We start from the raw sequence: 24,689 nt of genomic DNA, 5'->3' as shown, positions 1-24,689 counted from the left end.
TTTGCATTATCTCGCATTTTCACGCCTTGTTTGCGGCCCGTATTATGCGAATAATGCAAACAGACCACTACCCATACAAGGAGACACCGAGTGACCACGCAGACTACAATTCCGACCGTTCCTTTATTGATTAATGGCGAATGGGTTGAATCCCGCACCACCGTCTGGCGCGACGTCGTCAACCCGGCCACGCAGGAAGTATTGGCCAAGGTACCGTTCGCCACGCCGGATGAAGTCAACGCGGCCATCGCCTCGGCCCAGCGCGCCTTCAAGACATGGCGCAAGACGCCGATCGGCGCGCGCGCCCGCATCTTCCTCAAACTCCAGCAGCTGATCCGCGAAAACATGGCCGACCTGGCCGCCACCCTGACGATGGAACAGGGCAAGACCCTGCTCGACGCGGAAGGCGACGTCTTCCGCGGTCTGGAAGTGGTCGAACATGCCGCCAACATCGGCACCCTGCAAATGGGCGAATACGCGCAAAACGTGGCCGGCGGCGTCGATACCTACAGCGTGATGCAGCCGCTGGGTGTGTGCGCCGGCATTACCCCGTTCAATTTCCCCGCCATGATCCCGTTGTGGATGTTCCCGATGGCGATAGCCTGCGGCAACACTTTCGTGCTGAAACCATCGGAGCAAGACCCGCTGGTGACGGAAAAACTCGTGCGCCTGGCCTTGCAGGCGGGCATCCCGGCCGGCGTGCTGAACGTCATTCACGGCGGCGAAGACGTCGTCAATGCCCTGTGCGACCACCCGGACATCAAGGCGATCTCGTTTGTGGGATCGAGCAAGGTGGGCACGCATGTGTACCAGCGCGCCAGCCTGAACGGCAAGCGCGCGCAATGCATGATGGGTGCCAAGAACCACGCCGTCGTGCTGCCGGATGCCAATAAAGAACAGACCTTGAACCAGTTGCTGGGCGCAGGCTTCGGCGCCGCCGGCCAGCGCTGCATGGCCGCCTCCGTCGCCGTGCTGGTGGGCGAAGCGCGCGACTGGCTGCCGGAATTGTCCGCCAAGGCGCAAACCTTGACGGTCGGCGCGGGCAAGGACAATCCCGACCTGGGCCCCGTGATTTCCTGCGCGGCGAAAGAGCGCGTGCACAGCCTGGTCGCCAAGGGCATCGAACAGGGCGCCGTGCTGACCCTCGATGGCCGCGACGTGAAGGTCGATGGCTATCCGAACGGCAACTTTGTCGGACCGACGATTCTGTCTGGCGTGAAACCCGGCATGGTCGTGTATGACCAGGAAATCTTTGGCCCCGTGCTGATCGTCGTCGAAGTCGATACCCTCGATGAAGCGATTGCACTGGTCAACGCGAATCCGAATGGCAATGGCACGGCCCTGTTCACGCAAAGCGGCGCGGCCGCGCGCTATTTCCAGGAAGAAATCGACGTGGGACAAGTCGGCATCAACGTGCCCATTCCCGTGCCCGTTCCCCTGTTCAGCTTTACGGGTTCGCGCGGCTCCAAGCTGGGCGATTTGGGTCCGTTCGGCAAGCAAGTCGTGCTGTTCTACACGCAGACGCAGACGATTACCCAGCGCTGGTTCACGGACGCGGCCTCGGTGGGCAAGGTCAACACCACCATCAGCCTCAAGTAAGGAGCCGGACCATGGACTTTGAACTGAGCGACGAGCAGCGCGAGTTCCAGCAGGCGGCGCGCGCGTTTGCCGAAGGCGAACTGGCGCCGCACGCGGCGCATTGGGATGCGGAATCGATTTTCCCAGTGGAAACGATTGCCAAGGCGGGTGAGATGGGCTTTTGCGGCCTCTACACGCCGCAACGCTGGGGCGGCCTGGGCTTGAGCCGCCAGGACGCGGCCATCGTCTTCGAGGAGCTGGCCGGCGGCTGCACCTCGACCACGGCCTACATCACTATCCACAACATGGCCACCTGGATGCTGTCGCGCTGGGGGCAGGAAGCCCTGTGCGACGAATGGGTGCCGGCCCTGGCCGCCGGCCAGAAGCTGGCCAGTTATTGCCTGACGGAACCGCAATCGGGTTCCGACGCGGCATCGCTGCGCACCAAGGCCGTCAGGGATGGCGACTTTTATGTTCTCGACGGTACGAAAGCCTTCATTTCCGGCGCGGGCCAGACGGACATGCTGATCGTCATGGCCAGGACCGGCGGCGAAGGCGCGGCCGGTATTTCCGCGTTTGCCGTACCGGCCAACTTGCCTGGCATCGTGTATGGCAAGAAAGAAGAAAAGATGGGCTGGAACAGCCAGCCCACGCGCATCATCAGCTTTGACCAGGTGAAAGTGCCGGTTGGCAACTTGCTGGGCGCGGAAGGCGAAGGTTTTGCCATTGCCATGAAGGGCATCGATGGCGGGCGCATCAATATCGCCGTGTGCTCGGTGGGCACGGCGCAGGCTGCCCTCACGCGGGCACAGGTGTACATGAAGGAGCGCACGCAGTTCGGCCGCGAACTGGCGCAGTTCCAGGCCCTGCAATTCAAGCTGGCCGACATGCTGACGGAACTGGTGGCGGCGCGCCAGATGGTGCGCCTGGCCGCCTGGAAACTGGACCAGGAAAGCCCGGACGCCACGGCGTATTGCGCCATGGCAAAACGTTTCGCCACGGATGTGGGTTTCAATGTCGCCAACGATGCGCTGCAATTGCACGGCGGCTATGGCTACATCCGCGAGTATCCGCTCGAGCGCCACGTGCGCGATACGCGGGTGCACCAGATCCTGGAAGGGACGAATGAAATCATGCGCCTGATCGTCGCGCGAGCGATTTTGAAAGATGGCGCCACGGAGAACTTGCGATGACCAAAGTGTATACAAATTTACTGCTGGAACGCCATGGCCACACGGCCCTGGTGACGCTCGACAACCCGCCCGCCCACACGTGGACCCTGGCCAGCCTGAACGCGCTGACGCAGCTGGTGGCCGACCTGAATGCCGACCCGGACGTGTACGCACTGGTGATCACGGGCGGCGGCGCCAAGTTCTTCTCGGCTGGCGCTGATCTGAAAGTGTTTGCCGATGGAGACAAGGACATGGCTTTCAATATGGCCGCCGCCTTTGGCGAAGCGTTCGAGGCGCTGTCCGCGTTTCGCGGCGTCAGCATCGCCGCCATCAATGGCTATGCCATGGGGGGCGGGCTCGAATGCGCACTGGCTTGCGATATCCGTATTGCCGAGGAACATGCGCAGATGGCCTTGCCGGAAGCGTCCGTCGGCTTGCTGCCGTGCGCGGGCGGCACGCAGCACCTGCCATGGCTGGTGGGCGAAGGCTGGGCCAAGCGCATGATTTTATGTGGCGAACGCGTCGATGCGGCCAAGGCCCTGGCCATCGGCCTCGTCGAGGAAGTCGTGCCAACCGGCAAGGCTGCCGCCACGGCCCTGGCCCTGGCCGCCAAGGTGGCCCGTCAAAGCCCCAGCAGCGTGACGGCGTGCAAGACCCTGATCCAGGGCGCGCGCAGCCATCCGCTGGTCAATTCCTTGCCCGATGAGCGCACCTTGTTCCTCGGCCTGTTCGATACGCAAGACCAGAAAGAGGGCGTGCAAGCGTTCCTGGAAAAACGTCCGGCGGAGTGGAAGAATGGTTGAGACTTTGCTTGAAACCGTGAAGATCGAGGAACGCGACTGTCCTGGCGGCATGAAGCTGGGCGTCATCACCCTGGACGCGCCAAAGTCCTTGCATGCCCTGACCCTGGAGATGATACGCGCCATCGATGGCGCCCTCGTGCGCTGGGCCAGTGACTCTGCCATCGCCTGCGTCGTGTTGCAATCGTCAACCGACAAGGCCTTTTGCGCCGGTGGCGACGTGCGCAGCCTGCGCACGGCCGTCGTCGAGCAGCCGGGTGTCGTGCCGAACCCGCAGGCGCTGGCTTTCTTTGCCGAGGAATACAGGCTCGACCACCGCATCCATACGTACGTGAAACCGCTGCTGGTGTGGGGCGGCGGTATCGTCATGGGCGGCGGCCTGGGCCTGATGGCCGGGGCCAGCCACCGTGTCGTGACGGAAAGCACACGCATCGCCATGCCGGAAATCACGATTGGCCTGTTCCCGGACGTGGGCGGCAGCTGGTTCCTGGGCCGCATGCCGGGGCGCAGCGGCCTGTTCCTGGGGCTGACGGGGGCGCCGATGAACGCGGCCGACGCCCTGTTCACCGGTCTGGGCGACTATTTCCTGCGCCAGGAAGAGCGTGCCATGGTGCTCGACGCGCTGGCGCTGGCGCAATGGCAAGCCAGCCCGCAGGCGAACAGCGAGCAGCTGGACCGCCTGCTGCGCGGCTTCTCGGCCCCGGTGTCCATGCTGCCCGTCTCCGAAGTGCGCGCCAACTTCGACGCCATCGCCGTGCTGACGCAAGCGCCCACCTTGCCTGAAGTGGTGGCCGCCATTGCCGCGTATGACGGTGATTCGGCGTGGCTGCAAAAGGCGGCCCACTCGCTCGACAAGGGTGCGCCCACTTCGGCCGCCTTGGTGTGGGCCATGCGCGTACGCACACGCCACATGAGTCTGGCGCAAGTGTTCCAGCTGGAATTGATCGTGGCCGTGCAATGCTGCGCCCATGCCGATTTCCGGGAAGGCGTGCGCGCCTTGCTGATCGACAAGGACAACGCGCCGCAATGGCAGCCGGCCAGCCTGGCCGAGGTCAGCGAGACGTATCTCAATGAATATTTCGCGGCGCCATGGGATAGCCATCCTTTGCGCGACCTGCATTAAAAGAACAACAGGAGATTTTTACCATGCAACATATCGCTTTCATCGGCTTGGGCAACATGGGTGCGCCGATGGCCCGCAACCTGGTGGCCGCAGGCTTCCACGTGTCCGTGTTCGACCTGGCGCCGGCGGCAGTGGCGTCCCTGGTCGAGGCGGGCGCCACGGCGGCTGCGTCCGCCAGCGCGGCCGTGCAGACGGCCGACGCCGTCATCACCATGTTGCCAGCCAACAAGCACGTGCAGGAACTGTACCTGGCGGCCGGTGGCGTGCTCGATTCGGCCAAGCCCGGTGCCTTGTTCATCGATTGCAGCACCATCGCCGCCGATGTGGCGCGGCAAGTGGCGCAGGCGGCCAGCGAGCGCGGCTTTGCCATGATCGATGCGCCCGTCTCGGGCGGCACGGCGGGCGCGGCGGCCGGCACCCTGACTTTCATCGTTGGCGGTAGTGTAGCGGCCTTGCAGCAGGCGCGGCCTTTGCTGGAAAAGATGGGCAAGAACATCTTCCATGCGGGCGAGGCGGGCGCGGGCCAGGTGGCGAAGATTTGCAACAACATGCTGCTGGGGATCTTGATGGCGGGGACGGCCGAGGCGCTGAACCTGGGCGTGGCGCATGGCCTGGATCCGAAAGTGCTGTCCGACATTATGGCCAAGAGTTCGGGCCGCAACTGGACCCTGGAAGTGTACAACCCGTGGCCCGGTGTCATGGACGGCACGCCCGCGTCGCGCAATTACACGGGCGGCTTCGGCACGGCGCTGATGCTGAAGGATCTGGGCCTGGCACAGCAGTCGGCCTTGTCGGCGAACGCGCCCACGCCCTTGGGCGGCCTGGTGCGCCAGTTGTACCAGATGCATGCGCAAGCCGGTTATGCGCAGCAGGATTTCTCCAGCATCGTGCAGATGCTGCAGCCGGGCTTGAATAAGCCCGCGTGAGGAATTTTGGGCAAAAAAAAGCCCGCTGGTAAAAGCGGGCTAAATCCAATTCTTGGAAGAGTTGGAGGAGACAGATGCATTATGCTGCATCGCCACATATAACTCCAATTTATCTTTTGAATATCAACTATAGATTTCCATGATATCTCTTCCTGGTAGCCGCGCAGCGGCTACCGTTCCTGCAGCTTAGGCCGGATTGCAGGCGATCTTCACCGTCGTCACGTTCGCTTCGCCCATGGTGCCTTTTTCGGTCCCTGGCTGTACGACGCACTGCAGACCCTTAGGCTGAACGGAGACGCTGACGCCATAGGTGTCGCCATAGGCGACAGAGCCCATGGTAAAGGTCGTGGCGTCCTTGGCCACCGTTGTTGTTGCACTACCGTTAATCAGTACCAGGCCGTCCACCGTCAGGCCGGAAACCGTGCCGCCCAAGGTATAAGTGTTTTGAAAACAAGAAACAGCGGCGCTGATGTTGATGTAATGGCCTGCCGAACCGGAACCACCGCTGATGCTGCAAGTCATGTGGGCAGGCTGGGTTTGCACAGTGATGTTGTAGTCGGTGCCATAGTCGATGCGCTTGGCAAAGGTAAACCCTGTTTTCCCCGCAGGAACCGGCAGGGGATCGCCGCCATTGACCAGGATCAGCCCTTCATTGTTCAAGCCTGAGATCGTGCCGCTGACCTCATACGAGGCCTTGCCGCCGCAAGCGGCCAGTCCCAAGGTCAGCAGCAGTGCGGCGAGTGGGCGCAAGCAGGATAACTTCATGTATTTCTCCAAAAATAGGTGACGGATCGCAAGGATTACTGCGGCTTGCAGTCGAGTGTGGCTGCGGTCGTGGCGGCAGATCCCATCGTGCCGACCGTATCGCTGCCGTCGGCGCTGCTGGAACCCTGGAAGCGGCACTTCTGGCCCGTTGGCTGCGTCAGTATGGAAATGCCGTACGCGGCGCCGTCAGCAACGCTGAATTCGTAGCCGGTTGCGCCAAGCAGCAGGGAGGTGTTGATGGAGCCCATCACCAGGCGCAAGCCATCCGCGGCCAGGCCCGTGACCGTGCCGCTCAGCGGATAGGTGTTGGTCTTGCAGGTCACGGATGCCATGTTCACGGAGTAGCTCGATGCCTTGCCGACACCATTGGTCAGCGTGCAAACGGCGCCCTTGGGCTGTTGCGCAATGGTGATGTCGTAGCGGTCATCGGTCTTGACCAGCTTGGTGAAAACAACGTTGGTCTGGCCCACCGTAACGGGCAAGCGTTCCCCGTCATTCAAGAGAATCAGGCCATCCTTGGCCAGGCCGCCGACTTGGACTTGCAGATACAGGTTGCCGCCGCTGCCGCCGCAGGCTGCCAGTGTGGCGGCGCAAGCCGCCGCCAGCATCGAGCGCAGGTACAAATTTTTCATACAGTCTCCAAAACGAATTAGGTTGGGTAGCGCAACGCGGACGCTGGCGCCGCATTGGAATGGCGCCTATTTTAGTCTATCTGGCAAGCTGGATGATCTTGCCTTGTATCACCCTGTAACAATTTTTCGCCGGGGAGCGCTGGCCCGGCCCCATTTCACGGGGGCGCAGCTATGCCGGCGGCGGCGATCGGTGCGACAATAGCTATACCCTGCGCACTGTGACGCAGCATCTCATTGTGAGTCCCATGTCCCTTGCTCCTGTAAAACCCGCCGTGCCGCCCAAGGCCATCCTCTTCGACCTCGACGATACCTTGTGGCCTATCGCGCCCGTGATTGCTGCCGCCGAAACCCTGCTGCACGACTGGCTGGCCACGCATGCACCCAAGGTGGCGCAGCAGTTTTCCATCGAGGTGCTGCGCCAGCATCGCCTGGCCATGCTCAATGCGCAGCCGCATTTCCATGGCAACCTGATCGAGTTGCGCCGCGCAGGCCTGCTGGCCGCCTTCGAGGCTGCCGGCGAGGATCCCGCCCTGGTCGACGGGGCTATCCTGCAATTCCTGGCCGCGCGCAACCGCGTCCAGCCGTATGACGATGTCTTGCCTGGCCTGGTCTGGATGCGCCAGCGCATGCTGGTCGGCTCAATCTCGAACGGCAATGCGGACCTTGACATTATCGGCCTGGCGCAGCATTTCAAGGTATCGATCGCCGCCAGCGACTTTGGCGTGGCCAAGCCCGACGCCAGCATCTTCCTGGCCGCTTGCGCCGCGCTGGACGTGGCGCCTCATGAAGCCGTGTATGTCGGCGACGATCTGTATTTCGACGTGACGGGAGCGCAGGGGGCGGGCATGCGTGCCGTGTGGATGAACCGCAAGGGCAGCGATGCCCATCTGGCCGCCGGCGTGCAGCCCGATGCCATCTGCGCCAACTTTGACGAGTTGCTGCGATGGCTGCAGCAGCAATTGGAAGATTGATCGCCGCGGGCCGGGCGAACGTGCATAATAGGCGCTGTTGCTGCACGTTCGGCCGCTTTCGTTGCCGCTTGCTTAACAAAATACTTGCCTAAATAAGACACCATGCAACTCGATACACGTGCCCAAACACTGCTGAAAGCCCTGGTCGAGCGATATATCGCCGACGGCCTGCCGGTCGGTTCGCGCGCCTTGTCGAAAATTTCCGGCCTCGACCTGTCGCCGGCCACGATCCGCAATATCATGGCCGACCTGGAAGAGCTCGGTTATGTGTCCAGTCCGCACACCTCGGCCGGACGCATCCCCACGCCGCGGGGCTACCGCATCTTTGTCGACACCTTGCTGACGGTCCGGCACCTGGACGAGCATGTGGTGGAATCGCGCATGCGCCTGCAGACGCCGCAACCGCAAAAAACCATCGCCAACGCGGCGCAGATGCTGTCGTCGCTGTCGCAGTTTGCCGGCGTCGTGCTCAGTCCGCGCCGCGAATCCGTATTCCAGCAAATCGAATTCCTGCGCCTGTCCGAAAAGCGCATCCTGCTCGTCATCGTCGCCCCGGGCGGCGACGTGCAGAACCGTTTATTGCTGACGGAAGCCGACTATACGCCGGCGCAACTTGTGCAATCGGCCAATTACATCAACCAGAATTATGGCGGCCTGTCCTTCGATGCCGTGCGCGTGCGCCTGCAGGGCGAATTGCGCCAGTTGCGCGACGACATGGGCAGCCTGATGCAGGCGGCCGTGGAGGCGGGCAGTGAAGCGATGGCCGACCATAGCGACGACATGGTGATTTCCGGCGAGCGTAACTTGCTCAGCGTGAGCGATCTGTCATCGAATATGCATTCGCTGCGTCAGATGTTCGACATGTTCGAGCAAAAGACGGGCTTGATGCAGCTGCTTGACGTATCGAGCAAGGCGACGGGTGTGCAGATTTTTATCGGCGGCGAATCGAACCTGGTGCCGATGGATGAGATGAGCGTGGTGACGGCGCCGTATGAAGTCAACGGCAAGATCGTGGGAACGTTGGGAGTGATCGGACCGACGCGCATGGCTTACGAGCGCGTCATCCCGATCGTCGATATTACGGCCAAATTACTGTCCAGTGCGCTCAGCCATCACTGATCGTTAGCCGTACAGCGCCGGCCGCCCCCTTGCGGGAACGGCCGGCAGACGTCAGGCTGTTTTGTGCGGGCAGGCTACCTTGATGCAGTTGCCGTAGATGGCCAAAGCGTGTTCGGCGATCTTGAAGCCGCGCTCTTCGGCCACTTTTTGCTGGCGGATTTCGATGTCTTCGTCGAAGAATTCTTCGACCCGGCCACAGTCGAGGCACACCAGGTGGTCGTGGTGGGAGCCTTCGTTGAGCTCGAAAATTGCCTTGCCGGTTTCAAAATGGTTGCGATTGAGCAAGCCGGCCTGTTCGAATTGCGTCAGGACGCGGTAGACAGTTGCTAAACCGACATCCATATTGTCGGCCAGCAGAATCTTGTAGACGTCTTCCGCGGTCAGGTGGCGTACCGGGCTACTCTGGAAGATATCGAGTATCTTCAGCCGTGGCAGGGTGGCTTTCAGGCCGCTTGCCTTGAGATCACTAGGATTGTTACTCATGTTTGTTGCTCGTATGTGGGTCAGGTGCTTTATCATATAGCGTTTTAGCGGGGAGTGCCAAAATATGCATTTTTTTGGCAGGCCGGCCACTCCTGGCGTTTTGTTCATCAAATTGAGGTCATTTATGCGCGTAACACCGGCTGTATTGCCATCTCTCTGGCACCGTATTTCATTTCGAGCACCAGTCGTGGCAGGCATGGTCTGTGTCGCGTTGACGCTGTCTGGCTGTGCCAGCCGCGGCATCCTGGGTGAAAAGCCGGCCATCACGTTGAAAGAAGGCAAGGAAGTCGTGCCCGAGCAGGGCGCGCAGACGACGACCGTCACGCCGCTGCAAAAATTCATGTGGTTTTTCTCGCCGTATCGTCCTGACATTCAGCAAGGCAACTTTGTCTCCGAAGAGATGCTGGCCCAGTTGAAAGTGGGCATGACGCGCGACCAGGTGCGTTTCGTCCTCGGCACCTCGTTGCTGACCGACATCTTCCATGCCGACCGCTGGGATTATCCATTCCGCCTGGCCCGGGGCAGTGGCGAAACCACCACCAGCCGCGTGGTTGTGTATTTCGGCAAGGATGGCAAGGTTGAACGTTTCGAAGGCGGCAACTTGCCGACGGAGAAAGAATACATCGACCGCATCGCCGGCCCGTCGCCATTCGCCAAGGTCGCCAAGGCCGACGTGCCTGCCGCCGCCGTGCCATCGCCCGTGGCGCCAAGCGCCGTGCCGGTACCAGCCGATGCCGCTCCTGCCATTCCTGTGAGCAAGCCTGACGTTGCGCCAGCACCTGCAACGGTGCCTGCCGCTGAGCCTGCACCTGCACCTGCTGCCGAACCCACCAAATAAGTTGTTGTAAGAGAATAAAATGACTGAACTGAAAATTGCCATCGCTGGCGCCAGCGGCCGCATGGGCCATATCCTGATCGAAGCGGTCAGCAATGCACCCGACGCCGTGCTGGCCGGCGCGCTCGACCGCGCTGGTTCGCCTTCCGTCGGCCAGGATGCCGCCGCCTTTCTCGGCAAGCCTGCCGGCGTGCTGATCGAATCCGACTTGGCCAGCGGCCTGGCTGGCGCCGATTACCTGATCGACTTCACGCGTCCAGAAGGCACTTTGCAGCACCTCGCGTATTGCGCCGAGCACGGCATCAAGATGATCATCGGCACCACCGGTTTCGATGACGCGGGCAAGGCTGCGATTGCCGCCGCCGCCGAAAAGACGGCCATCATGTTCGCACCGAACATGAGCGTGGGCGTGAATGTCACCATGAAGCTGCTGGAACTGGCCGCGAAAAGCCTGTCCGAAGGCTACGATATCGAGATCATCGAAGCCCATCACCGCCACAAGGTCGATGCGCCATCGGGCACGGCCCTGCAAATGGGTGAAGTGGTGGCCGGCGCCCTGGGCCGCGACTTGAAGGAATGCGCCGTGTACGGCCGCGAAGGCGTGACGGGCGAACGCGACCCGTCGACCATCGGCTTTGCCACCATCCGCGGTGGCGATATCGTCGGCGACCATACGGTGTTGTTTGCCGGTATCGGCGAGCGTATCGAGATCAGCCACAAGTCGAGCAGCCGCATCACCTACGCCCACGGCGCCCTGCGCGCCGCGCGTTTCCTGGCCGACAAGCCTACCGGCCTGTTCGACATGCAGGATGTGCTGTCGCTGAAGAACTGAGGAAGATCATGGCCACTGCCATCCTGAATGGAAAAGATATCACCGACGCAGCGAGCTTCCACGCGCAATGCGTGCAAGCCTTCGGTTTCCCCGAGTTCTACGGCAACAGCATGGATGCCTGGGTCGATTGCCTCAGCTATCTGCGCGACGAGGACGGCATGAGCAAGTTCCGTCTGAAGCCGAATGAACTGCTGGACATCGTCGTGCAAGACGCGGAGGCAATGAAAGCGCAAGTGCCTGATTTACTGGAAGAAATCACGTTCTGTATCGCCGGCATCAATGAACGCTATGAAGATTATGGCGAAAAACCGGCGCTGAAATTGACGCTGAAGTAACGCTGAAGATAAAAAAACGCCGGACAGTTTTACAACTGGCCGGCGTTTTTCTTTAGACGATCTTGCGCTCGCGCAAGCCGTCAATCTCTCCACTGTCCAACCCCAGCCATTGCTGCAGCACTTCCTGCGTATGCTGGCCCAGCAGCGGCGGCGGCAGCCGGTATTGCACTGGCGAGCTTGAGAGGCGCACGGGATTGGCCACCAGCGCCACCGTGCCCGCCGTCGGATGCGGCATTTCCACTTTCAAGCCACGCGCCACCACTTGCGGGTCGGCAAAGACCTGGTCGATGCGGTTGACGGGACCGCACGGCACGGCTTGCGCCTCGAAGGCGCTGATCCACTCGGCCGTCGTGCGCATGACCGTGGTCTGGCGCATCAAGGGGATCAAGATCGCCCGGTGCGCCACGCGCTGCGGATTGGTGGCGAAGCGTTCATCCTGCGCCCATTCCGGATGGCCGGCGACGGCGCAAAAGCGGGAGAACTGCCCATCGTTGCCGATCGCCAGAATCATGTCGCCATCGGCCGTGGGAAAGTCTTGATATGGGACAATGTTCGGATGCGCATTGCCCATGCGCTGCGGCACTTTTCCCCCGCACAGGTAGTTGGCTGCCTGGTTGCCCAGCGCCGCTACTTGCACGTCGAGCAAGGCCAGGTCGATGTGCTGGCCCAGTCCCGAGCGTTCCCGTTCGGCCAGCGCAGCCTGCACGGCGATGGTGGCGTACAGGCCCGTCAGGATATCCGTCTGCGCCACGCCCACTTTTTGCGGCCCGGCGCCCGGCTGGCCATCGGGCACGCCCGTGATGCTCATCAGGCCGCCCATGCCCTGGATCAAAAAGTCATAGCCGGCGCGCGCCGCGTACGGTCCATCCTGGCCAAAGCCGGTGATCGAGCAATACACGAGGCGCGGGTTGAGTGCCAGCAAGCTGGCCGCATCGAGGCCGTATTGCTTCAAGCCATCGAGCTTGAAATTTTCCAGCAAGACATCTGATTCGGCCGCCAGCTGGCGCACCAACGCTTGGCCTTCGGGAGCAGCCAGATCGATGCATAGCGAGCGCTTGTTGCGGTTGGCGCACTGGAAATAGGCAGCCTCGGCAGTATCACGGCCGTCCTCGTTTTTCAGGTAGGGCGGGCCCCAGGAGCGCGTGTCGTCGCCGCGGCCCGGCTGTTCAACCTTGACGACGTCGGCGCCCAGGTCGGCCAGCATTTGCCCGGCCCAGGGGCCAGCCAGCACGCGCGACAGGTCGAGCACGCGCAAGCCGACCAGCGGCGCGGGCCGCAGGGTGGAAGCCAAGGCATCCATTAGTTGAAGGCGGCGATGCCGGTGATGGCGCGGCCGATGATCAGCGCGTGCACATCGTGCGTGCCTTCATAGGTGTTGACCACTTCCAGGTTGACCAGGTGGCGGATGACGCCGAACTCGTCGGAAATGCCGTTGCCGCCCATCATGTCGCGCGCCACGCGGGCAATATCGAGGGCCTTGCCGCAGCTGTTGCGTTTCATGATCGAGGTGATTTCCACGGCGGGCGAACCTTCATCCTTCATGCGGCCCAGGCGCAAGCAGCCTTGCAAGCCCATGGTGATTTCCGTCAGCATGTCGGCCAGTTTCTTTTGCACCAGCTGGTTCGCGGCCAATGGGCGGCCGAATTGCTGGCGGTCCATCGTGTACTGGCGAGCCTTCAGGTAGCAGTCTTCGGCCGCGCCCAGCGCGCCCCAGGCGATGCCGTAACGGGCGCTGTTCAGGCAAGTGAACGGGCCTTTCAGGCCGCGCACGTCGGGGAAGGCGTTTTCTTCCGGGCAAAATACTTCATCCATGACGATTTCACCGGTGATGCTGGTGCGCAAGCCGACCTTGCCGTGGATTTCCGGCGCCGACAGGCCTTTCCAGCCTTTTTCCAGCACGAAGCCGCGGATCGCGCCTTCATCGTCCTTGGCCCAGACGACGAACACGTCGGCAATCGGGCTGTTGGTGATCCACATCTTCGCGCCGGACAAGCTGTAGCCGCCCGGCACCTTGCGCGCGCGCGTGACCATGCTGCCCGGGTCGGAGCCGTGGTTCGGTTCCGTCAGGCCGAAGCAGCCGATGAATTCGCCCGTCGCCAGTTTCGGCAGGTATTTTTGCTTGGTTTCTTCGTTGCCGAAAGCGTTGATCGGCACCATCACCAAGGAGGATTGCACGCTCATCATCGAGCGGTAGCCCGAATCGACGCGCTCGACTTCGCGTGCGGCCAGGCCGTAGCAAACATAGTTCAGCCCGGCGCCGCCGTATTCTTCGGGTATGGTGGTGCCCAGCAAGCCCAGCTCGCCCATTTCGCGGAAGATGGCCGCGTCCGTGCGGCCATGGCGGAACGATTCGAGTACGCGCGGTACCAGGCTGCCCTGGCAATAGTCGCGGGCCGCTTCCAGCACGGCGCGTTCGTCGCCCGTCAGTTGTTCTTCCAGCAGCAGGGGGGAATTCCAGTCGAATACGGTTTTGCTCATCACAGGCCTCGCAGGTGAGCGCCGGTGATCGGCGCAAGATTGAATATGGCTCATGGTAGGTTTTTGCCTAGCCTTGCGCAAACGATTTTTTCGCACCCAGACATGCGTGCTACGCATATCTTGCGGCATACTAGGGGTCTTTCACCGGCCGGATACCTCCATGTCACGCAAAATTCCCATGCTGCAAGCCCTGAACTGCTTCGAGGCGGCTGCGCGGCACCAGAGCTACACACATGCGGCGCGCGAATTGTCGCTGACGCAAAGCGCCGTGTCGCGCCAGATTTCATCTCTGGAAAGCTTTCTTGGCGTGCAACTGTTCCAGCGCACGCGCCATGGCGTGCTGCTGACCAGCGCCGGCGCCGCGTATGCGCGGCAGATCGCCGCCCGCCTCGATGGCCTGGAGCGCGACACGCTCGACACCATGGCGCGCCAGGGCGGCGGCGGCGCCTTGCAGCTCGCTTCCGTTCCCACGTTTGCCACGCGCTGGCTGATGCCGCGGCTGTCGTCGCTGGCGGGCTTGCACCCGGACATCGTCGTGCATATCGACGCCTACACAAAACCGTTCATGTTTGCCGATACGGAATACGACGGCGCGCTGTATGCGGGCACGCCCGAGCAGCTGGCGCGCTGGCCCGGCACGCGCGCCACCTTGCTCATGCATGAAGAAATCGTGCCCGTCGCCAGCCCGCGCCTGCTGGCGGCGCGCAGCGAGTGGCAGCCGCAGGATTTACTGGAACTGACCTTGTTGCAGCAAAGTACGCGCCCAGGCGCCTGGCGCCAGTGGTTTGACGCCATGCAGGTCGAGGGAGAAGGACGCGATGGGGCGCACTATGGCGCCCGCTACGAACTGTTTTCCATGCTGGCCATGGCGGCCGTGCAAGGGCAGGGCGTGGTCTTGCTGCCACGCATGCTGGTCGAGGCGGAACTGGCGCGTGGCGAGTTGCGCATCGCATGCGAGCGCCCACTGCGCGGCCAGCGCGCGTATTACCTGATCACGCCCGAAACGACGCATGAAAAGACGGCCCTGCAGCAATTTCGCGCATGGCTGCAGGGCGAAGCGGCTTAGAGCCTATCCCAGTAGATGAATACATCCCCTGCTGGCGCCCCTCAGAAGCGGGGACTGCGTTGATCGTCGTCGCGTGGCTCGCCACGCGTCCTCCTCACGCCTTGTCCGCGCTCCTGATGAACTGCCAGCAGAAGACGCTCCCTACTGGGATAGGCTCTTAAACGACTTTGCCGGTCTCGAAATGGGGATTGTCGATCAGGCCGATCTGGTTGCCGAACGGGTCGAGCAATTCCACCGTGCGGATGCCGTCGCCCACGTCCGTGATCGGGTGGTGCAGGCTGCCGCCCAGCGCAACGATGCGCTCGACTTCCTGCTCGATGCCGTCCACGCCCCAGTACGTCACACTGCCCTGCGCGCCAGGCTGGCCATCTGGCAGCAAGCCCAGCTCGAAGCCGCCGATATTAAAACCGACATAGAACGGCTGGTCGAAATACGGCGCGGTACCAAATACCTGGCTGTACCAGGCTTTGGCCTTGTCCAGGTCGGGGACGGGATAAGTGACGGTGCGTAAACCCTTGATCATGTTCTGCTCCTGGTGAATGAAGAATGGCGCCATCATGCCATCGGCGTGCGGCGCGCGATTGTAAAAATGGAAGGTCTCAATGCTGGCGGCGCATGAACCACGCCTCGGGCGAACTGCGGGCGAAATCCTGGAAGTCGTGGATCAGGTGCGACTGGTCGAAATAACCATATTGCAAGGCCACTTGCGCCCAGTCCGGCTGTCCCGCGAGGCTTGTCAACGCCTGGCTGGCCGCGCGAAAGCGGCAGATGCGGGCAAACAGCTTCGGGCTGATGCCGACTTGCTGGCGAAATTGCAGCGCCAGGTGCTGGCGTGACACGCCCAGCTGGCGCGCCAGGCCGTCCACGCGCACTTGCCCCGCTGCCGCCTCGATGGCGGCGATGGCATGCTCGGCCGCGCCCGCCTGACGCCGTGGCGGCGCGGTGCGCAGGCGCAGCAATAGATACTCTTGCAAAATAGAAACTCTTTGCGCGTTGGACAAGGGTTCGCTCCACAGGGCGTCACCGAGGCGCGCCGCCAGTTCGCGGCCCCACAGCTGCTGCAAGCCCGTGCGGCCATCGCTGAGTTCGCACAAGGGCAGCTGGAAGAAGCGGGCGGCCGCGCCCGGCTTGAAGCGGGCCGCCACCGTTTGCACGAGACCCTGGCTGACGACTGCAATCGGCGCCGTCATCATGCCCACGGCAAAGCTGGCGTCCTGCTGGTCCTGGCACAGGATGTCGATGCAATTGTCGGGCAAGACCTGGTGCGTCTGGGGCATGGCGCCCGTCTGCACGCGGCAGGTCCAGACGCAATCGAGCCAGGGCCGCAGGGCGGGGATGGGCGGATATTCCTGGTAGACGATCATGGCCGGCTTTGATGCAAAGAACAAGATTGTGCATATATTACACAGCATAATTGCGCGCCGGCCAAAATATGCGCGCCCGGGCCGCCAGCGCGCCGCGCTATCGGGCGGCGACAACCAGTATAATGCTCGGTTCATATCCACTATTGGCCGGGCCACGCTGGTCGCACATCATCATGCAAGATAAATATAGTCCCGCCGACGTCGAACAAGCCGCCCAATCGCACTGGAAGGCGATCGACGCCTATAAAGCGGTCGAACACGACCCACGTTTCCCTAAAGGCAAGTATTTTGCCTGCTCGATGCTGCCTTACCCTTCGGGCAAGCTGCACATGGGTCACGTACGCAACTATACGATCAATGATGTGATGTACCGCTACCTGCGCATGAACGGCTACAACGTGCTCATGCCGATGGGCTGGGATGCGTTCGGCATGCCGGCGGAAAACGCGGCCATGGCCAACAACGTGCCGCCCGCCCAATGGACGTATTCGAACATCGCCCACATGAAGCAGCAGATGGAATCGATGGGCCTGGCCATCGACTGGTCGCGCGAAATGACCGCCTGCAAGCCCGAATACTACAAATGGAACCAGTGGATGTTCCTCAAGATGCTGGAAAAAGGCATCATCTACAAGAAGACCGGTACCGTGAACTGGGATCCGATCGACCAGACCGTACTGGCCAACGAACAAGTCGTCGATGGCCGCGGCTGGCGTTCGGGCGCACTGATCGAAAAGCGCGAAATCCCCATGTACTACGCGCGCATCACCGACTATGCGGAAGAATTGCTGGCGTATGTGGACGACAAGCTGCCGGGTTGGCCCGAGCGCGTGCGCATCATGCAGACCAACTGGATCGGCAAGTCGACGGGCGTGCGCTTCGCCTTCCCGCACCAGATCAAGGATGCCGAAGGCGCCCTGATCGGCGACGGCAAACTGTATGTCTTTACCACCCGTCCGGACACCGTCATGGGCGTGACCTTCTGCGCCGTGGCCGCCGAGCACCCGCTGGCCATCCACGCCGCGCAAAGCAATCCTGCGCTGGCCGCCTTCAACGCCGAATGCAAGCTCGGTTCCGTGATCGAAGCGGACATGGCAACGATGGAGAAGAAGGGCATGCCGACGGGCCTGTTCGTCACCCATCCGCTGACGGGCGCGCAGGTGGAAGTCTGGGTCGGCAACTACGTGCTGATCACCTACGGCGATGGCGCCGTGATGGGCGTGCCGGCGCATGACGAACGCGATTTCGGCTTTGCCAAGAAATATGACCTGCCGATCAAGCAAGTGATCGAAGTCAAGGGCCAGGAATTCTCCACCGATGCGTGGCAAGAATCGTATGGCAGCAAGGATGGCGTCTGCGTCGCTTCCGGCAAATACGACGGCCTGCATTTCGCGTCCGCCGTCGATGCGGTGGCCGCCGACCTGGCTGAACTGGGCCTGGGCGAAAAGAAAACCACGTTCCGTTTGCGCGACTGGGGCATTTCGCGCCAGCGCTACTGGGGCACGCCGATCCCGATGATCCATTGCCTTGACTGCGGCGTGGTGCCGGTGCCGGAAAAAGATTTGCCGGTGGTGCTGCCGGAAGATTGCGTGCCGGACGGCACGGGCAACCCGCTGAACAAATACGAAGCCTTTTTGCAGTGCGACTGCCCGCAGTGCGGCAAGCCGGCGCGCCGCGAGACGGACACCATGGATACTTTCGTCGATTCGTCGTGGTACTACATGCGCTATACCTCGCCAGGCTCGAACGACGCCATGGTCGACGCGCGCAACGATTACTGGATGCCGATGGACCAGTACATCGGCGGCATCGAACACGCCGTCATGCACTTGCTGTACGCGCGCTTCTGGACCAAGATCATGCGCGACTTCGGCCTGGTCAAGTTCGACGAGCCGTTCGTCAACCTGCTGACGCAAGGCATGGTGCTCAACGAAACGTATTTCCGCAAGGACGCGGTGGGCAAGACCACCTGGTTCAACCCGGACGACGTGCGCCTGTCGCTCGATGACAAGGGCCGTCCGCAAAGCGCCGTCCTGGTGGCCGATGGCCAGCCGGTGGAAATCGGCGGCACGGAAAAAATGTCGAAGTCGAAGAACAACGGCATCGACCCGCAAGCGCAGATCGAGCAGTACGGCGCCGACACGGCCCGTTTGTTCACCATGTTCGCCTCGCCGCCGGAACAGACGCTGGAATGGTCGGGCAGCGGCGTCGAAGGCGCGAACCGCTTCCTGCGCCGCGTGTGGAACTTCGGTTACGCGCAGTCGGCAACGATCCAGGCAGCACTGGCTGGCGGCGCCGCACCGGCCACGGGCGACGCGCAGAAAAACCTGCGCCGCGAATTGCACAAGCTGCTGCAGCAAGCCGATTACGACTTGAAGCGCATCCAGTACAACACCGTGGTGTCGGCCTGCATGAAGATGCTCAACACGCTGGAATCGGCCAAGCTGGACGACAGCGCGCAGTCGAAGGCGCTGATCGCCGAAGGCTTCTCCATCTTCCTGCGTCTGTTGAACCCTGTCGCGCCGCACATCACCCACGTGCTGTGGCAGGAACTGGGCTACGCTGGCGTGCACGGCGACCTGCTCAACGTCGCCTGGCCGCAGGTCGACCCGCAAGCATTGGAACAGTCCGAGATCGAGATGATGATCCAGGTGAACGGCAAGCTGCGCGGCTCGATCACGGTGTCCAAGGATGCGGACAAGGCCAGCATCGAAGCGGCTGCGCTGGCGTGCGAAAGTGTGCAGAAGTACGTCGAGACCACGCCGAAGAAGATCATCGTCGTGCCAGGCAAGTTAATCAGCATCGTGGTGTAATCATGACGACTTCCTCTCAAGTATCGCTGTTGGGCCGCCGTGCCGTGCTGGCATTGGGCCTGACTGTTTTGCTGTCGGCCTGCGGCTTTCATTTGCGCGGTTCGAACGGCAGTTTCATGCTGCCGTTCGCGACGATGTACATCGGCTTGCCCGACACGTCGCCGCTGGCGATCGGCCTGAAGCGCTATATCCGCGCCATTGGCAGCACGGAGGTGGTGAGTACCAAGGATGGCGCCGACGCCGTCCTTGAAGTGCTCAACGACCCGGAGAGGAATCGTACCAAGACCATTTTGTCGCTGAACAAAAATGGCCGCGTGCAAGAGTACCAACTTGGCTATTCGATCAATTTCCGCGTGGTGGACAAGGCCGGCAACCAGTTGCTGGCACCGACGACCATCAGCCTGGTGCGTCCGATTACCTTCGACGAATCGCAGGTACTGGCCAAGGAAACGGAAGAAGCGGCGCTGTACCGCGACATGCGCAACGACCTGGTGCAGCAGATCATGCGCCGTCTGGCCGCCATCAAGCCGGTGCTGCCGGCCATGTCGGTGGCGCCAGTGGCTCCCGTGACGCCGGTCGCGCCGGCAGCCCCGCAGCAGTAACGGGGACGCCATGCAATTGCGGATAGACGCGCTCGATGGGCATGTGGCCAAGCCGCTGGCGCAGCTGTATGTGATCACCAGCGACGAACACTTGCTGGCGCTGGAAGCGGCCGACAAGATCCGCCGCGCGGCGCGCGCGCAGGGTTACTCCGAGCGCGACGTGCTGACGGTGGAGCGCAGCTTCAAGTGGGGCGAGCTGCTGGCGGCGAACCAGGAGCTGTCGCTGTTCGGCGATAAAAAACTGATCGAGCTGCGCATCCCCACCGGCAAGCCGGGCAAGGATGGCGGCGCGGCGCTGCAAAGCTACGCGAAAAACCTCAGCCCCGACAATCTGACCCTGATCACCTTGCCCAAGCTGGACTGGGCCACGCAGAAGGCGGTCTGGGTCGCCAGCCTGCAGCAGGCGGCCGTGTATATCGACATCCCGAACGTGGAACGGGCGCAGTTGCCGGCCTGGATATCGCAGCGCCTGGCCGCGCAGGGGCAAAGCGCCGAACGGGCCAGCATCGACTTCATCGCCGAACGGGTGGAAGGCAATTTGCTGGCGGCGCACCAGGAAATCCAGAAACTGGGCCTGCTGCATGCCGCGGGCAAGCTGACGTACGAACAAGTGCAGGACGCGGTGCTGAACGTGGCCCGCTATGATGTCTTCAAGCTGTCCGAAGCCATGCTGGCTGGCGACCCGGCGCGCCTGGTGCGCATGCTCGAAGGCTTGAAGGGCGAGGGCGAGGCGCTGCCGCTGGTCTTGTGGGCCGTCTCCGAAGAAATCCGCACGCTGTTAAAATTAAAGGCCGGCATGGCGCAAGGGCGTCCATTGGGCGCGCTGCTGAAGGAATACCGCATCTGGGGGCCGCGCGAGCGGATGATGGAACCGGCCCTGCGGCGCATTTCGCTGCCGGTGCTGGAAGCGGCGCTGCAGCAGGCAGCGCAGGTGGACAAGATGATCAAGGGCTTGCGCGCCAAGGGCTACGCGGGCGACGCTTGGGACGCCATGCTGCAGCTGGGCCTGAAGATCGCCAAGGGTTAACTTTTATGGATACGAGCATGGACATCACAGAATATATGCAGGACGTGGGCACGCGCGCGCGCGCCGCCTCGCGCGCCATGGCGCGTGCCGACAGCGCCACGCGCAACCGCGCCTTGAGCCTGATCGCCGCCGCCATCGTGCGCGATGCCGACCTGCTGCGCGCGGCGAACCAGCGCGATCTCGATGCGGCTGCCGCCGCCGGTCTGGCGCCGGCCATGCTCGACCGCCTGACCCTGTCCGACGCCGCCATTGCCACCATGGTCGAAGGCTTGACGCAGATCGTCTCGCTGGCCGATCCGATCGGCGAAATCTCGAACATGAAGTTCCGCCCGACGGGTATCCAGGTGGGCCAGATGCGCGTGCCGCTGGGCGTCATCGGCATCATCTATGAAGCGCGTCCGAACGTGACGGTGGACGCGGCCGGCCTGTGCATCAAGAGCGGCAACGCGACGATCTTGCGCGGCGGCTCGGAAGCGATACACTGCAACCGCGCGCTGGCCAAGCTGGTGGCGGAGGGTTTGCAGGGAGCAGGCCTGCCGGCCGATGCCGTGCAAGTCATCGACACCACCGACCGTGCCGCCGTCGGCGCCCTCATCACCATGCCGCAATTCGTCGACGTCATCGTGCCGCGCGGCGGCAAGGGCCTGATCGCACGCCTGATGGCCGAGGCCACCGTGCCGATGATCAAGCACCTCGATGGCATCTGCCATGTGTATATCGACGCCAAGGCCGATATCAAAAAAGCGATCGATATCGGCTTCAACGCGAAGTGCCACCGCTACGGCACCTGCAACACCATGGAAACCCTGCTGGTGTCGCGCGCCGTCGCCGCCACCGTGCTGCCGCAACTGGCCGAACTGTATTTGACCAAGCAGGTGGAACTGCGCGCCGATCCGGAAAGCCATGCGATCCTGGCTGCCGCTGCTTATCCGCACCTGGTGCCCGCCACCGAGGAAGACTGGTCCACCGAATACCTGGCGGCCATCCTGTCGGTGAAAGTGGTCGACGGCATCGACGAAGCGATGGACCACATCAACCGGTATTCATCGAAGCACACGGAATCGATCATCACGGAAGACTACAGCGATGCGCTGCGCTTCCTGCGCGAAGTCGATTCCGCCTCGGTGATGGTGAACGCGTCGACGCGTTTCGCCGACGGTTTCGAATATGGCCTAGGCGCCGAAATCGGCATCTCGAACGACAAGCTGCATGCGCGCGGCCCGGTGGGACTGGAAGGCCTGACCTCGCTCAAGTACGTGGTCTTTGGCCACGGCGAAGTACGTAAATAGTCTCTTTCGCGGGCTGCCCACGAGGCGGCCCGTGCTCTCGTTTTTCTCCACCTCCGACACTGGAAACCCCATGCTCTTTCTCTGGACCAAAGCCTTCCACATCATCTTCGTCATGTCCTGGTTCGCCGGCCTGTTTTACTTGCCGCGCATCTTCGTGAACCTGGCGATGGAGACGGAAACGGTCGCCACCGAGCGCCTGCTGCTGATGGCGCGCAAGCTGTACCGCTTCATGTCGCTGCTGGCGCTGCCGGCCATGGTGCTGGGGCTGGCGTTGATGTGGATGCTGTATGGCGGGGGCGAAGGCCGCATGAAGATGCCGGGCTGGATGCACGCCAAGCTGACGTTCGTGGTGCTGCTGCTCGGCTATCACCACGCCTGCGGTTCCATCCTACGCAAGTTTGAAAAAGGCCTGAATAAACGCAGCCACAAGTGGTTCCGCTATTTTAACGAAGTGCCGGTGGTGATGCTGCTGGCCGTCGTCGTGCTGGTCGTGGTCAAGCCTTTCTAAGGGAGTCGAGATGAGTGCAAGTCAGAACAAAGTCGTGCAGTATTTCTTCGCGCCCCACTCGCCATGGACTTACCTGGGCCACGCGCGCCTGATGGCCATCGCCGCGAAGACGGGCGCGCAGATCGACGTGCGTCCTTTCGACCTGGGCAAGGTCTTCAGCGTGTCGGGCGGCCTGCCGCTGGCCAAGCGCGCACCGCAGCGCCAGGCATATCGCCTGGCCGAACTGGCGCGCTGGTCGGCCTTTTTGCAAGTGCCATTGACCCTGCAGCCGAAGTTCTTCCCCGTGTCGCCGGAAGCTTCGGCCAAGCTGATCATCGCCACGCGCCTGGCACACGGCGTGGAGGCATCGCTGAACCTGGCACACGCCATCATGCGCGGCCTGTGGGCCGAAGAGCGCAACATCGGCGACGAGGAAACGCTGGTGCAGATCGCGTTTGACGCCGGTTTCGATGGCCGCCAGTTGCTGAAAACGTCGGAAACGGCCAGCGTGCAGGCCGAATACGATGCCAACACGGAAGCGGCTACCGCCGCCAGCGTCTTTGGCTCGCCGTGGTACATCGTTGATGGCGACGGGTACTGGGGCCAGGATCGCCTCGATTTTGTCGAGCGGGCGCTGGCAGGGTAGTCAGGCAAAAGCAGTTTTTAAACGTAGTATTTTTTAACGTAGTAAGCAGCGCCTGTAATTTAGCGGGCGTTCAACACAATGGAATAAGGGTACACCAACCATGGCTTCATATTTTTGCCCATGCCCGCGCGGCATGGAAGCGGCGCTGGCCGAGGAACTGGGCGAGATCGCCCAGGATAGTTCGACCATGAAGGTCCACAACCAGGTGCCGGGCGGCGTACACTGCTCGGGCGACCTGCTGGACTCCTACCGTATCAACCTGCATTCGCGCATCGCTTCGCGCGTGCTGATGCGCATGGCCCATTCCGGCTACAAGACGGAAAACGATATCTATGACCTGACCCTGGCGCAATCCTGGGAAGACTGGTTCGGCGTGCACCACACGATCCGCGTCGACGTCACGGCCGTCAAATCGCCGCTGCGCAGCCTGGAATTCACGACACTGAAAATCAAGGATGCGATCTGCGACCGCTTCCGCGACCAGTTCAACGAGCGTCCATCGGTCAACACCAAGACGCCGGACATGCGCATCGTCGGCTTCCTCGATGCGCACACGTTTACCGTCTACCTCGATACGTCGGGCGAAGCCCTGTTCAAGCGCGGCTGGCGCGAAGAGACGGGCGACGCGCCGCTGCGTGAAAACCTGGCCGCTGGCCTGCTGCGCGTGTCGGGCTGGAAGCCCGGCATGGTGCTGTTCGACCCGATGTGCGGTTCCGGCACCATCCTGGCCGAAGCGGCGCAGATGCTGCAGGGGATTCCGCCAGGTGCCTCGCGCCAGTTCGCGTTTGAAAACTTCCACGACTTTGATCCGGCACCGTGGAATGCCATGAAAAACGCCATCAAGGTCAATCCGTTGCCGGCCGAACCGACCATTTTCGGCAGCGACATCTCGGGTGACATGGTCGCCATGACGCGCCATAACCTGCGCTGTGCCGGCGTGCGTTTCGACGTGCCCCTGAAACAGATCGAGGCGCAGGAAGTCAAGCCGCCAAGCGGCGTGCCGGGCATCATGCTGACCAATCCGCCGTACGGCGAGCGTATCGGCGTGCGCGGCGACAGCACCATCCCGGAAGATGAACTGTCGACGTCCTTCTATTCGGCCATGGGCACGACCCTGAAGCAGCGTTTCGCCGGCTGGACCGTGTTCCTGTTCACGGCCGACCTGGGCTTGCCCAAGCTGCTGCGTTTGAAAGAAGCGCGCAAGACGCCATTCTTCAACGGCGCGCTGGAATGCCGTCTGTTCCGCTTTGACATGGTGGCCGGTTACAACCGCCGTGAAGAGGCGAAGCCGAAACCACAGCAGTAAGCGTTCACCGCAAGACCCCCGCAGTAACCCCGCGCGCGGA

25 protein-coding genes are annotated in these 24,689 nt (G+C 62.3%); 18 read left to right on the top strand and 7 right to left on the bottom strand.

Annotation, left to right across the window (positions count from 1 at the left end; all coding sequences use genetic code 11):
- The first annotated feature begins 90 nt into the window (after positions 1-90).
- From AC3IQ7_RS28260 to mmsB, 5 genes are read left to right on the top strand one after another with little or no spacing between them, the layout of a single operon-like run.
- Complete coding sequence (locus AC3IQ7_RS28260; protein WP_489207966.1) at positions 91-1,599, top strand: CoA-acylating methylmalonate-semialdehyde dehydrogenase; 1,509 nt, start codon at positions 91-93, stop codon at positions 1,597-1,599.
- An 11-nt stretch (positions 1,600-1,610) separates the two neighbouring features.
- Positions 1,611-2,771, top strand: a complete 1,161-nt coding sequence (locus tag AC3IQ7_RS28255) for an acyl-CoA dehydrogenase family protein (protein WP_322425898.1) — start codon at positions 1,611-1,613, stop codon at positions 2,769-2,771.
- Entirely contained in the window at positions 2,768-3,553 is a 786-nt protein-coding gene (locus AC3IQ7_RS28250; RefSeq protein ID WP_099376277.1) for an enoyl-CoA hydratase, read from the top strand. Before AC3IQ7_RS28255 ends, AC3IQ7_RS28250 begins: the two co-directional genes overlap by 4 nt.
- Positions 3,546-4,673, top strand: coding sequence for an enoyl-CoA hydratase/isomerase family protein (locus AC3IQ7_RS28245; protein WP_489207965.1), 1,128 nt, complete (start codon positions 3,546-3,548; stop codon positions 4,671-4,673). The genes AC3IQ7_RS28250 and AC3IQ7_RS28245 overlap by 8 nt, the downstream gene beginning before the upstream one ends.
- A gap of 23 nt (positions 4,674-4,696) precedes the next feature.
- A complete protein-coding gene (gene mmsB, locus AC3IQ7_RS28240) occupies positions 4,697-5,599 on the top strand; it encodes a 3-hydroxyisobutyrate dehydrogenase (RefSeq protein WP_099376279.1) in 903 nt (300 codons plus the stop codon).
- Between the two features lie 186 nt (positions 5,600-5,785).
- Here the strand turns inward: mmsB and AC3IQ7_RS28235 are convergent, their stop codons facing one another.
- The gene (locus AC3IQ7_RS28235) at positions 5,786-6,364 is read right to left on the bottom strand and encodes a hypothetical protein (protein ID WP_322425900.1); all 579 of its coding nucleotides are present in this window, start codon (positions 6,362-6,364) and stop codon (positions 5,786-5,788) included.
- Between the two features lie 35 nt (positions 6,365-6,399).
- The gene (locus tag AC3IQ7_RS28230; RefSeq protein WP_099376281.1) at positions 6,400-6,996 is read right to left on the bottom strand and encodes a hypothetical protein; all 597 of its coding nucleotides are present in this window, start codon (positions 6,994-6,996) and stop codon (positions 6,400-6,402) included.
- A gap of 245 nt (positions 6,997-7,241) precedes the next feature.
- Between AC3IQ7_RS28230 and AC3IQ7_RS28225 the strand changes: the two genes are divergently transcribed.
- Both AC3IQ7_RS28225 and hrcA read left to right on the top strand, forming a co-directional pair.
- Positions 7,242-7,967: an HAD family hydrolase gene (locus AC3IQ7_RS28225; RefSeq protein WP_489207964.1), complete on the top strand. Its 726-nt coding sequence runs from the start codon at positions 7,242-7,244 to the stop codon at positions 7,965-7,967.
- A 102-nt stretch (positions 7,968-8,069) separates the two neighbouring features.
- Entirely contained in the window at positions 8,070-9,086 is a 1,017-nt protein-coding gene (gene hrcA, locus AC3IQ7_RS28220; protein ID WP_489207963.1) for a heat-inducible transcriptional repressor HrcA, read from the top strand.
- Positions 9,087-9,137: 51 nt separating this feature from the next.
- Here hrcA and fur read toward each other — a convergent pair whose 3' ends face one another.
- Entirely contained in the window at positions 9,138-9,569 is a 432-nt protein-coding gene (gene fur, locus AC3IQ7_RS28215; RefSeq protein WP_099376283.1) for a ferric iron uptake transcriptional regulator, read from the bottom strand.
- 196 nt (positions 9,570-9,765) lie between these two features.
- On the opposite strand from fur, the gene AC3IQ7_RS28210 reads away from it, so the two are divergent.
- From AC3IQ7_RS28210 to AC3IQ7_RS28200, 3 genes are read left to right on the top strand one after another with little or no spacing between them, the layout of a single operon-like run.
- The gene (locus AC3IQ7_RS28210) at positions 9,766-10,407 is read left to right on the top strand and encodes an outer membrane protein assembly factor BamE (protein ID WP_442778290.1); all 642 of its coding nucleotides are present in this window, start codon (positions 9,766-9,768) and stop codon (positions 10,405-10,407) included.
- A 19-nt stretch (positions 10,408-10,426) separates the two neighbouring features.
- Positions 10,427-11,236 carry a 4-hydroxy-tetrahydrodipicolinate reductase gene (dapB, locus tag AC3IQ7_RS28205; RefSeq protein ID WP_489207962.1) on the top strand — a complete coding sequence of 270 codons (810 nt, stop codon included), beginning with the start codon at positions 10,427-10,429 and terminating at the stop codon, positions 11,234-11,236.
- Positions 11,237-11,244: 8 nt separating this feature from the next.
- Positions 11,245-11,571: a barstar family protein gene (locus tag AC3IQ7_RS28200; RefSeq protein WP_322425905.1), complete on the top strand. Its 327-nt coding sequence runs from the start codon at positions 11,245-11,247 to the stop codon at positions 11,569-11,571.
- Between the two features lie 52 nt (positions 11,572-11,623).
- Here the strand turns inward: AC3IQ7_RS28200 and AC3IQ7_RS28195 are convergent, their stop codons facing one another.
- Complete coding sequence (locus AC3IQ7_RS28195) at positions 11,624-12,871, bottom strand: CaiB/BaiF CoA transferase family protein (protein WP_489207960.1); 1,248 nt, start codon at positions 12,869-12,871, stop codon at positions 11,624-11,626.
- A complete protein-coding gene (locus AC3IQ7_RS28190; RefSeq protein WP_035822683.1) occupies positions 12,871-14,049 on the bottom strand; it encodes an acyl-CoA dehydrogenase in 1,179 nt (392 codons plus the stop codon). The genes AC3IQ7_RS28195 and AC3IQ7_RS28190 overlap by 1 nt, the downstream gene beginning before the upstream one ends.
- Before the next feature lie 160 nt (positions 14,050-14,209).
- Here AC3IQ7_RS28190 and AC3IQ7_RS28185 point away from each other — a divergent pair, with 160 nt between their 5' ends.
- Entirely contained in the window at positions 14,210-15,115 is a 906-nt protein-coding gene (locus tag AC3IQ7_RS28185) for a LysR substrate-binding domain-containing protein (protein ID WP_489207959.1), read from the top strand.
- Positions 15,116-15,272: 157 nt separating this feature from the next.
- On the opposite strand, the gene AC3IQ7_RS28180 is transcribed toward AC3IQ7_RS28185, so the two are convergent.
- Both AC3IQ7_RS28180 and AC3IQ7_RS28175 read right to left on the bottom strand, forming a co-directional pair.
- Complete coding sequence (locus AC3IQ7_RS28180) at positions 15,273-15,638, bottom strand: VOC family protein (RefSeq protein ID WP_489207958.1); 366 nt, start codon at positions 15,636-15,638, stop codon at positions 15,273-15,275.
- 76 nt (positions 15,639-15,714) lie between these two features.
- Entirely contained in the window at positions 15,715-16,503 is a 789-nt protein-coding gene (locus AC3IQ7_RS28175) for a DUF6597 domain-containing transcriptional factor (RefSeq protein ID WP_489207957.1), read from the bottom strand.
- Positions 16,504-16,652: 149 nt separating this feature from the next.
- On the opposite strand from AC3IQ7_RS28175, the gene leuS reads away from it, so the two are divergent.
- The 7 genes from leuS to AC3IQ7_RS28140 all read left to right on the top strand — a co-directional run bounded on the left by leuS (position 16,653) and on the right by AC3IQ7_RS28140 (position 24,649).
- Positions 16,653-19,292, top strand: coding sequence for a leucine--tRNA ligase (gene leuS / locus AC3IQ7_RS28170; protein ID WP_489207956.1), 2,640 nt, complete (start codon positions 16,653-16,655; stop codon positions 19,290-19,292).
- A gap of 2 nt (positions 19,293-19,294) precedes the next feature.
- Complete coding sequence (locus tag AC3IQ7_RS28165) at positions 19,295-19,894, top strand: LPS-assembly lipoprotein LptE (protein ID WP_322425911.1); 600 nt, start codon at positions 19,295-19,297, stop codon at positions 19,892-19,894.
- Between the two features lie 10 nt (positions 19,895-19,904).
- Positions 19,905-20,921 (top strand): DNA polymerase III subunit delta, encoded by a 1,017-nt coding sequence (holA, locus tag AC3IQ7_RS28160; RefSeq protein ID WP_489207955.1) that lies wholly within the window; start codon positions 19,905-19,907, stop codon positions 20,919-20,921.
- A 17-nt stretch (positions 20,922-20,938) separates the two neighbouring features.
- Entirely contained in the window at positions 20,939-22,210 is a 1,272-nt protein-coding gene (locus AC3IQ7_RS28155) for a glutamate-5-semialdehyde dehydrogenase (RefSeq protein ID WP_489207954.1), read from the top strand.
- A 70-nt stretch (positions 22,211-22,280) separates the two neighbouring features.
- Positions 22,281-22,718 carry a CopD family protein gene (locus AC3IQ7_RS28150; protein ID WP_099376291.1) on the top strand — a complete coding sequence of 146 codons (438 nt, stop codon included), beginning with the start codon at positions 22,281-22,283 and terminating at the stop codon, positions 22,716-22,718.
- A gap of 10 nt (positions 22,719-22,728) precedes the next feature.
- Positions 22,729-23,343, top strand: a complete 615-nt coding sequence (locus AC3IQ7_RS28145) for a 2-hydroxychromene-2-carboxylate isomerase (RefSeq protein ID WP_099376292.1) — start codon at positions 22,729-22,731, stop codon at positions 23,341-23,343.
- A gap of 100 nt (positions 23,344-23,443) precedes the next feature.
- The gene (locus AC3IQ7_RS28140; protein WP_489207952.1) at positions 23,444-24,649 is read left to right on the top strand and encodes a THUMP domain-containing class I SAM-dependent RNA methyltransferase; all 1,206 of its coding nucleotides are present in this window, start codon (positions 23,444-23,446) and stop codon (positions 24,647-24,649) included.
- Positions 24,650-24,689: the final 40 nt, after the last annotated feature.

This window comes from Janthinobacterium sp. GL_088 (genome assembly GCF_057837845.1).
Note: the sequence above shows the minus strand (reverse complement) of the source record. Positions and strands in the feature narration are given on the sequence as shown.

Bases quoted from the DNA above. Each gene is read 5' to 3' on its own strand.
- AC3IQ7_RS28190 (WP_035822683.1), bottom strand. From the start codon at position 14,049: ATGAGCAAAACCGTATTCGACTGGAATTCCCCCCTGCTGCTGGAAGAA.
- leuS (WP_489207956.1), top strand. From the start codon at position 16,653: ATGCAAGATAAATATAGTCCCGCCGACGTCGAACAAGCCGCCCAATCG.
- AC3IQ7_RS28145 (WP_099376292.1), top strand. From the start codon at position 22,729: ATGAGTGCAAGTCAGAACAAAGTCGTGCAGTATTTCTTCGCGCCCCAC.
- AC3IQ7_RS28150 (WP_099376291.1), top strand. From the start codon at position 22,281: ATGCTCTTTCTCTGGACCAAAGCCTTCCACATCATCTTCGTCATGTCC.
- AC3IQ7_RS28250 (WP_099376277.1), top strand. From the start codon at position 2,768: ATGACCAAAGTGTATACAAATTTACTGCTGGAACGCCATGGCCACACG.
- AC3IQ7_RS28235 (WP_322425900.1), bottom strand. From the start codon at position 6,364: ATGAAGTTATCCTGCTTGCGCCCACTCGCCGCACTGCTGCTGACCTTG.
- AC3IQ7_RS28255 (WP_322425898.1), top strand. From the start codon at position 1,611: ATGGACTTTGAACTGAGCGACGAGCAGCGCGAGTTCCAGCAGGCGGCG.
- AC3IQ7_RS28245 (WP_489207965.1), top strand. From the start codon at position 3,546: ATGGTTGAGACTTTGCTTGAAACCGTGAAGATCGAGGAACGCGACTGT.
- AC3IQ7_RS28140 (WP_489207952.1), top strand. From the start codon at position 23,444: ATGGCTTCATATTTTTGCCCATGCCCGCGCGGCATGGAAGCGGCGCTG.
- mmsB (WP_099376279.1), top strand. From the start codon at position 4,697: ATGCAACATATCGCTTTCATCGGCTTGGGCAACATGGGTGCGCCGATG.
- AC3IQ7_RS28200 (WP_322425905.1), top strand. From the start codon at position 11,245: ATGGCCACTGCCATCCTGAATGGAAAAGATATCACCGACGCAGCGAGC.
- AC3IQ7_RS28225 (WP_489207964.1), top strand. From the start codon at position 7,242: ATGTCCCTTGCTCCTGTAAAACCCGCCGTGCCGCCCAAGGCCATCCTC.
- AC3IQ7_RS28155 (WP_489207954.1), top strand. From the start codon at position 20,939: ATGGACATCACAGAATATATGCAGGACGTGGGCACGCGCGCGCGCGCC.
- hrcA (WP_489207963.1), top strand. From the start codon at position 8,070: ATGCAACTCGATACACGTGCCCAAACACTGCTGAAAGCCCTGGTCGAG.
- AC3IQ7_RS28210 (WP_442778290.1), top strand. From the start codon at position 9,766: ATGGTCTGTGTCGCGTTGACGCTGTCTGGCTGTGCCAGCCGCGGCATC.
- AC3IQ7_RS28185 (WP_489207959.1), top strand. From the start codon at position 14,210: ATGTCACGCAAAATTCCCATGCTGCAAGCCCTGAACTGCTTCGAGGCG.
- holA (WP_489207955.1), top strand. From the start codon at position 19,905: ATGCAATTGCGGATAGACGCGCTCGATGGGCATGTGGCCAAGCCGCTG.
- AC3IQ7_RS28180 (WP_489207958.1), bottom strand. From the start codon at position 15,638: ATGATCAAGGGTTTACGCACCGTCACTTATCCCGTCCCCGACCTGGAC.
- AC3IQ7_RS28230 (WP_099376281.1), bottom strand. From the start codon at position 6,996: ATGAAAAATTTGTACCTGCGCTCGATGCTGGCGGCGGCTTGCGCCGCC.
- fur (WP_099376283.1), bottom strand. From the start codon at position 9,569: ATGAGTAACAATCCTAGTGATCTCAAGGCAAGCGGCCTGAAAGCCACC.
- AC3IQ7_RS28165 (WP_322425911.1), top strand. From the start codon at position 19,295: ATGACGACTTCCTCTCAAGTATCGCTGTTGGGCCGCCGTGCCGTGCTG.
- dapB (WP_489207962.1), top strand. From the start codon at position 10,427: ATGACTGAACTGAAAATTGCCATCGCTGGCGCCAGCGGCCGCATGGGC.
- AC3IQ7_RS28195 (WP_489207960.1), bottom strand. From the start codon at position 12,871: ATGGATGCCTTGGCTTCCACCCTGCGGCCCGCGCCGCTGGTCGGCTTG.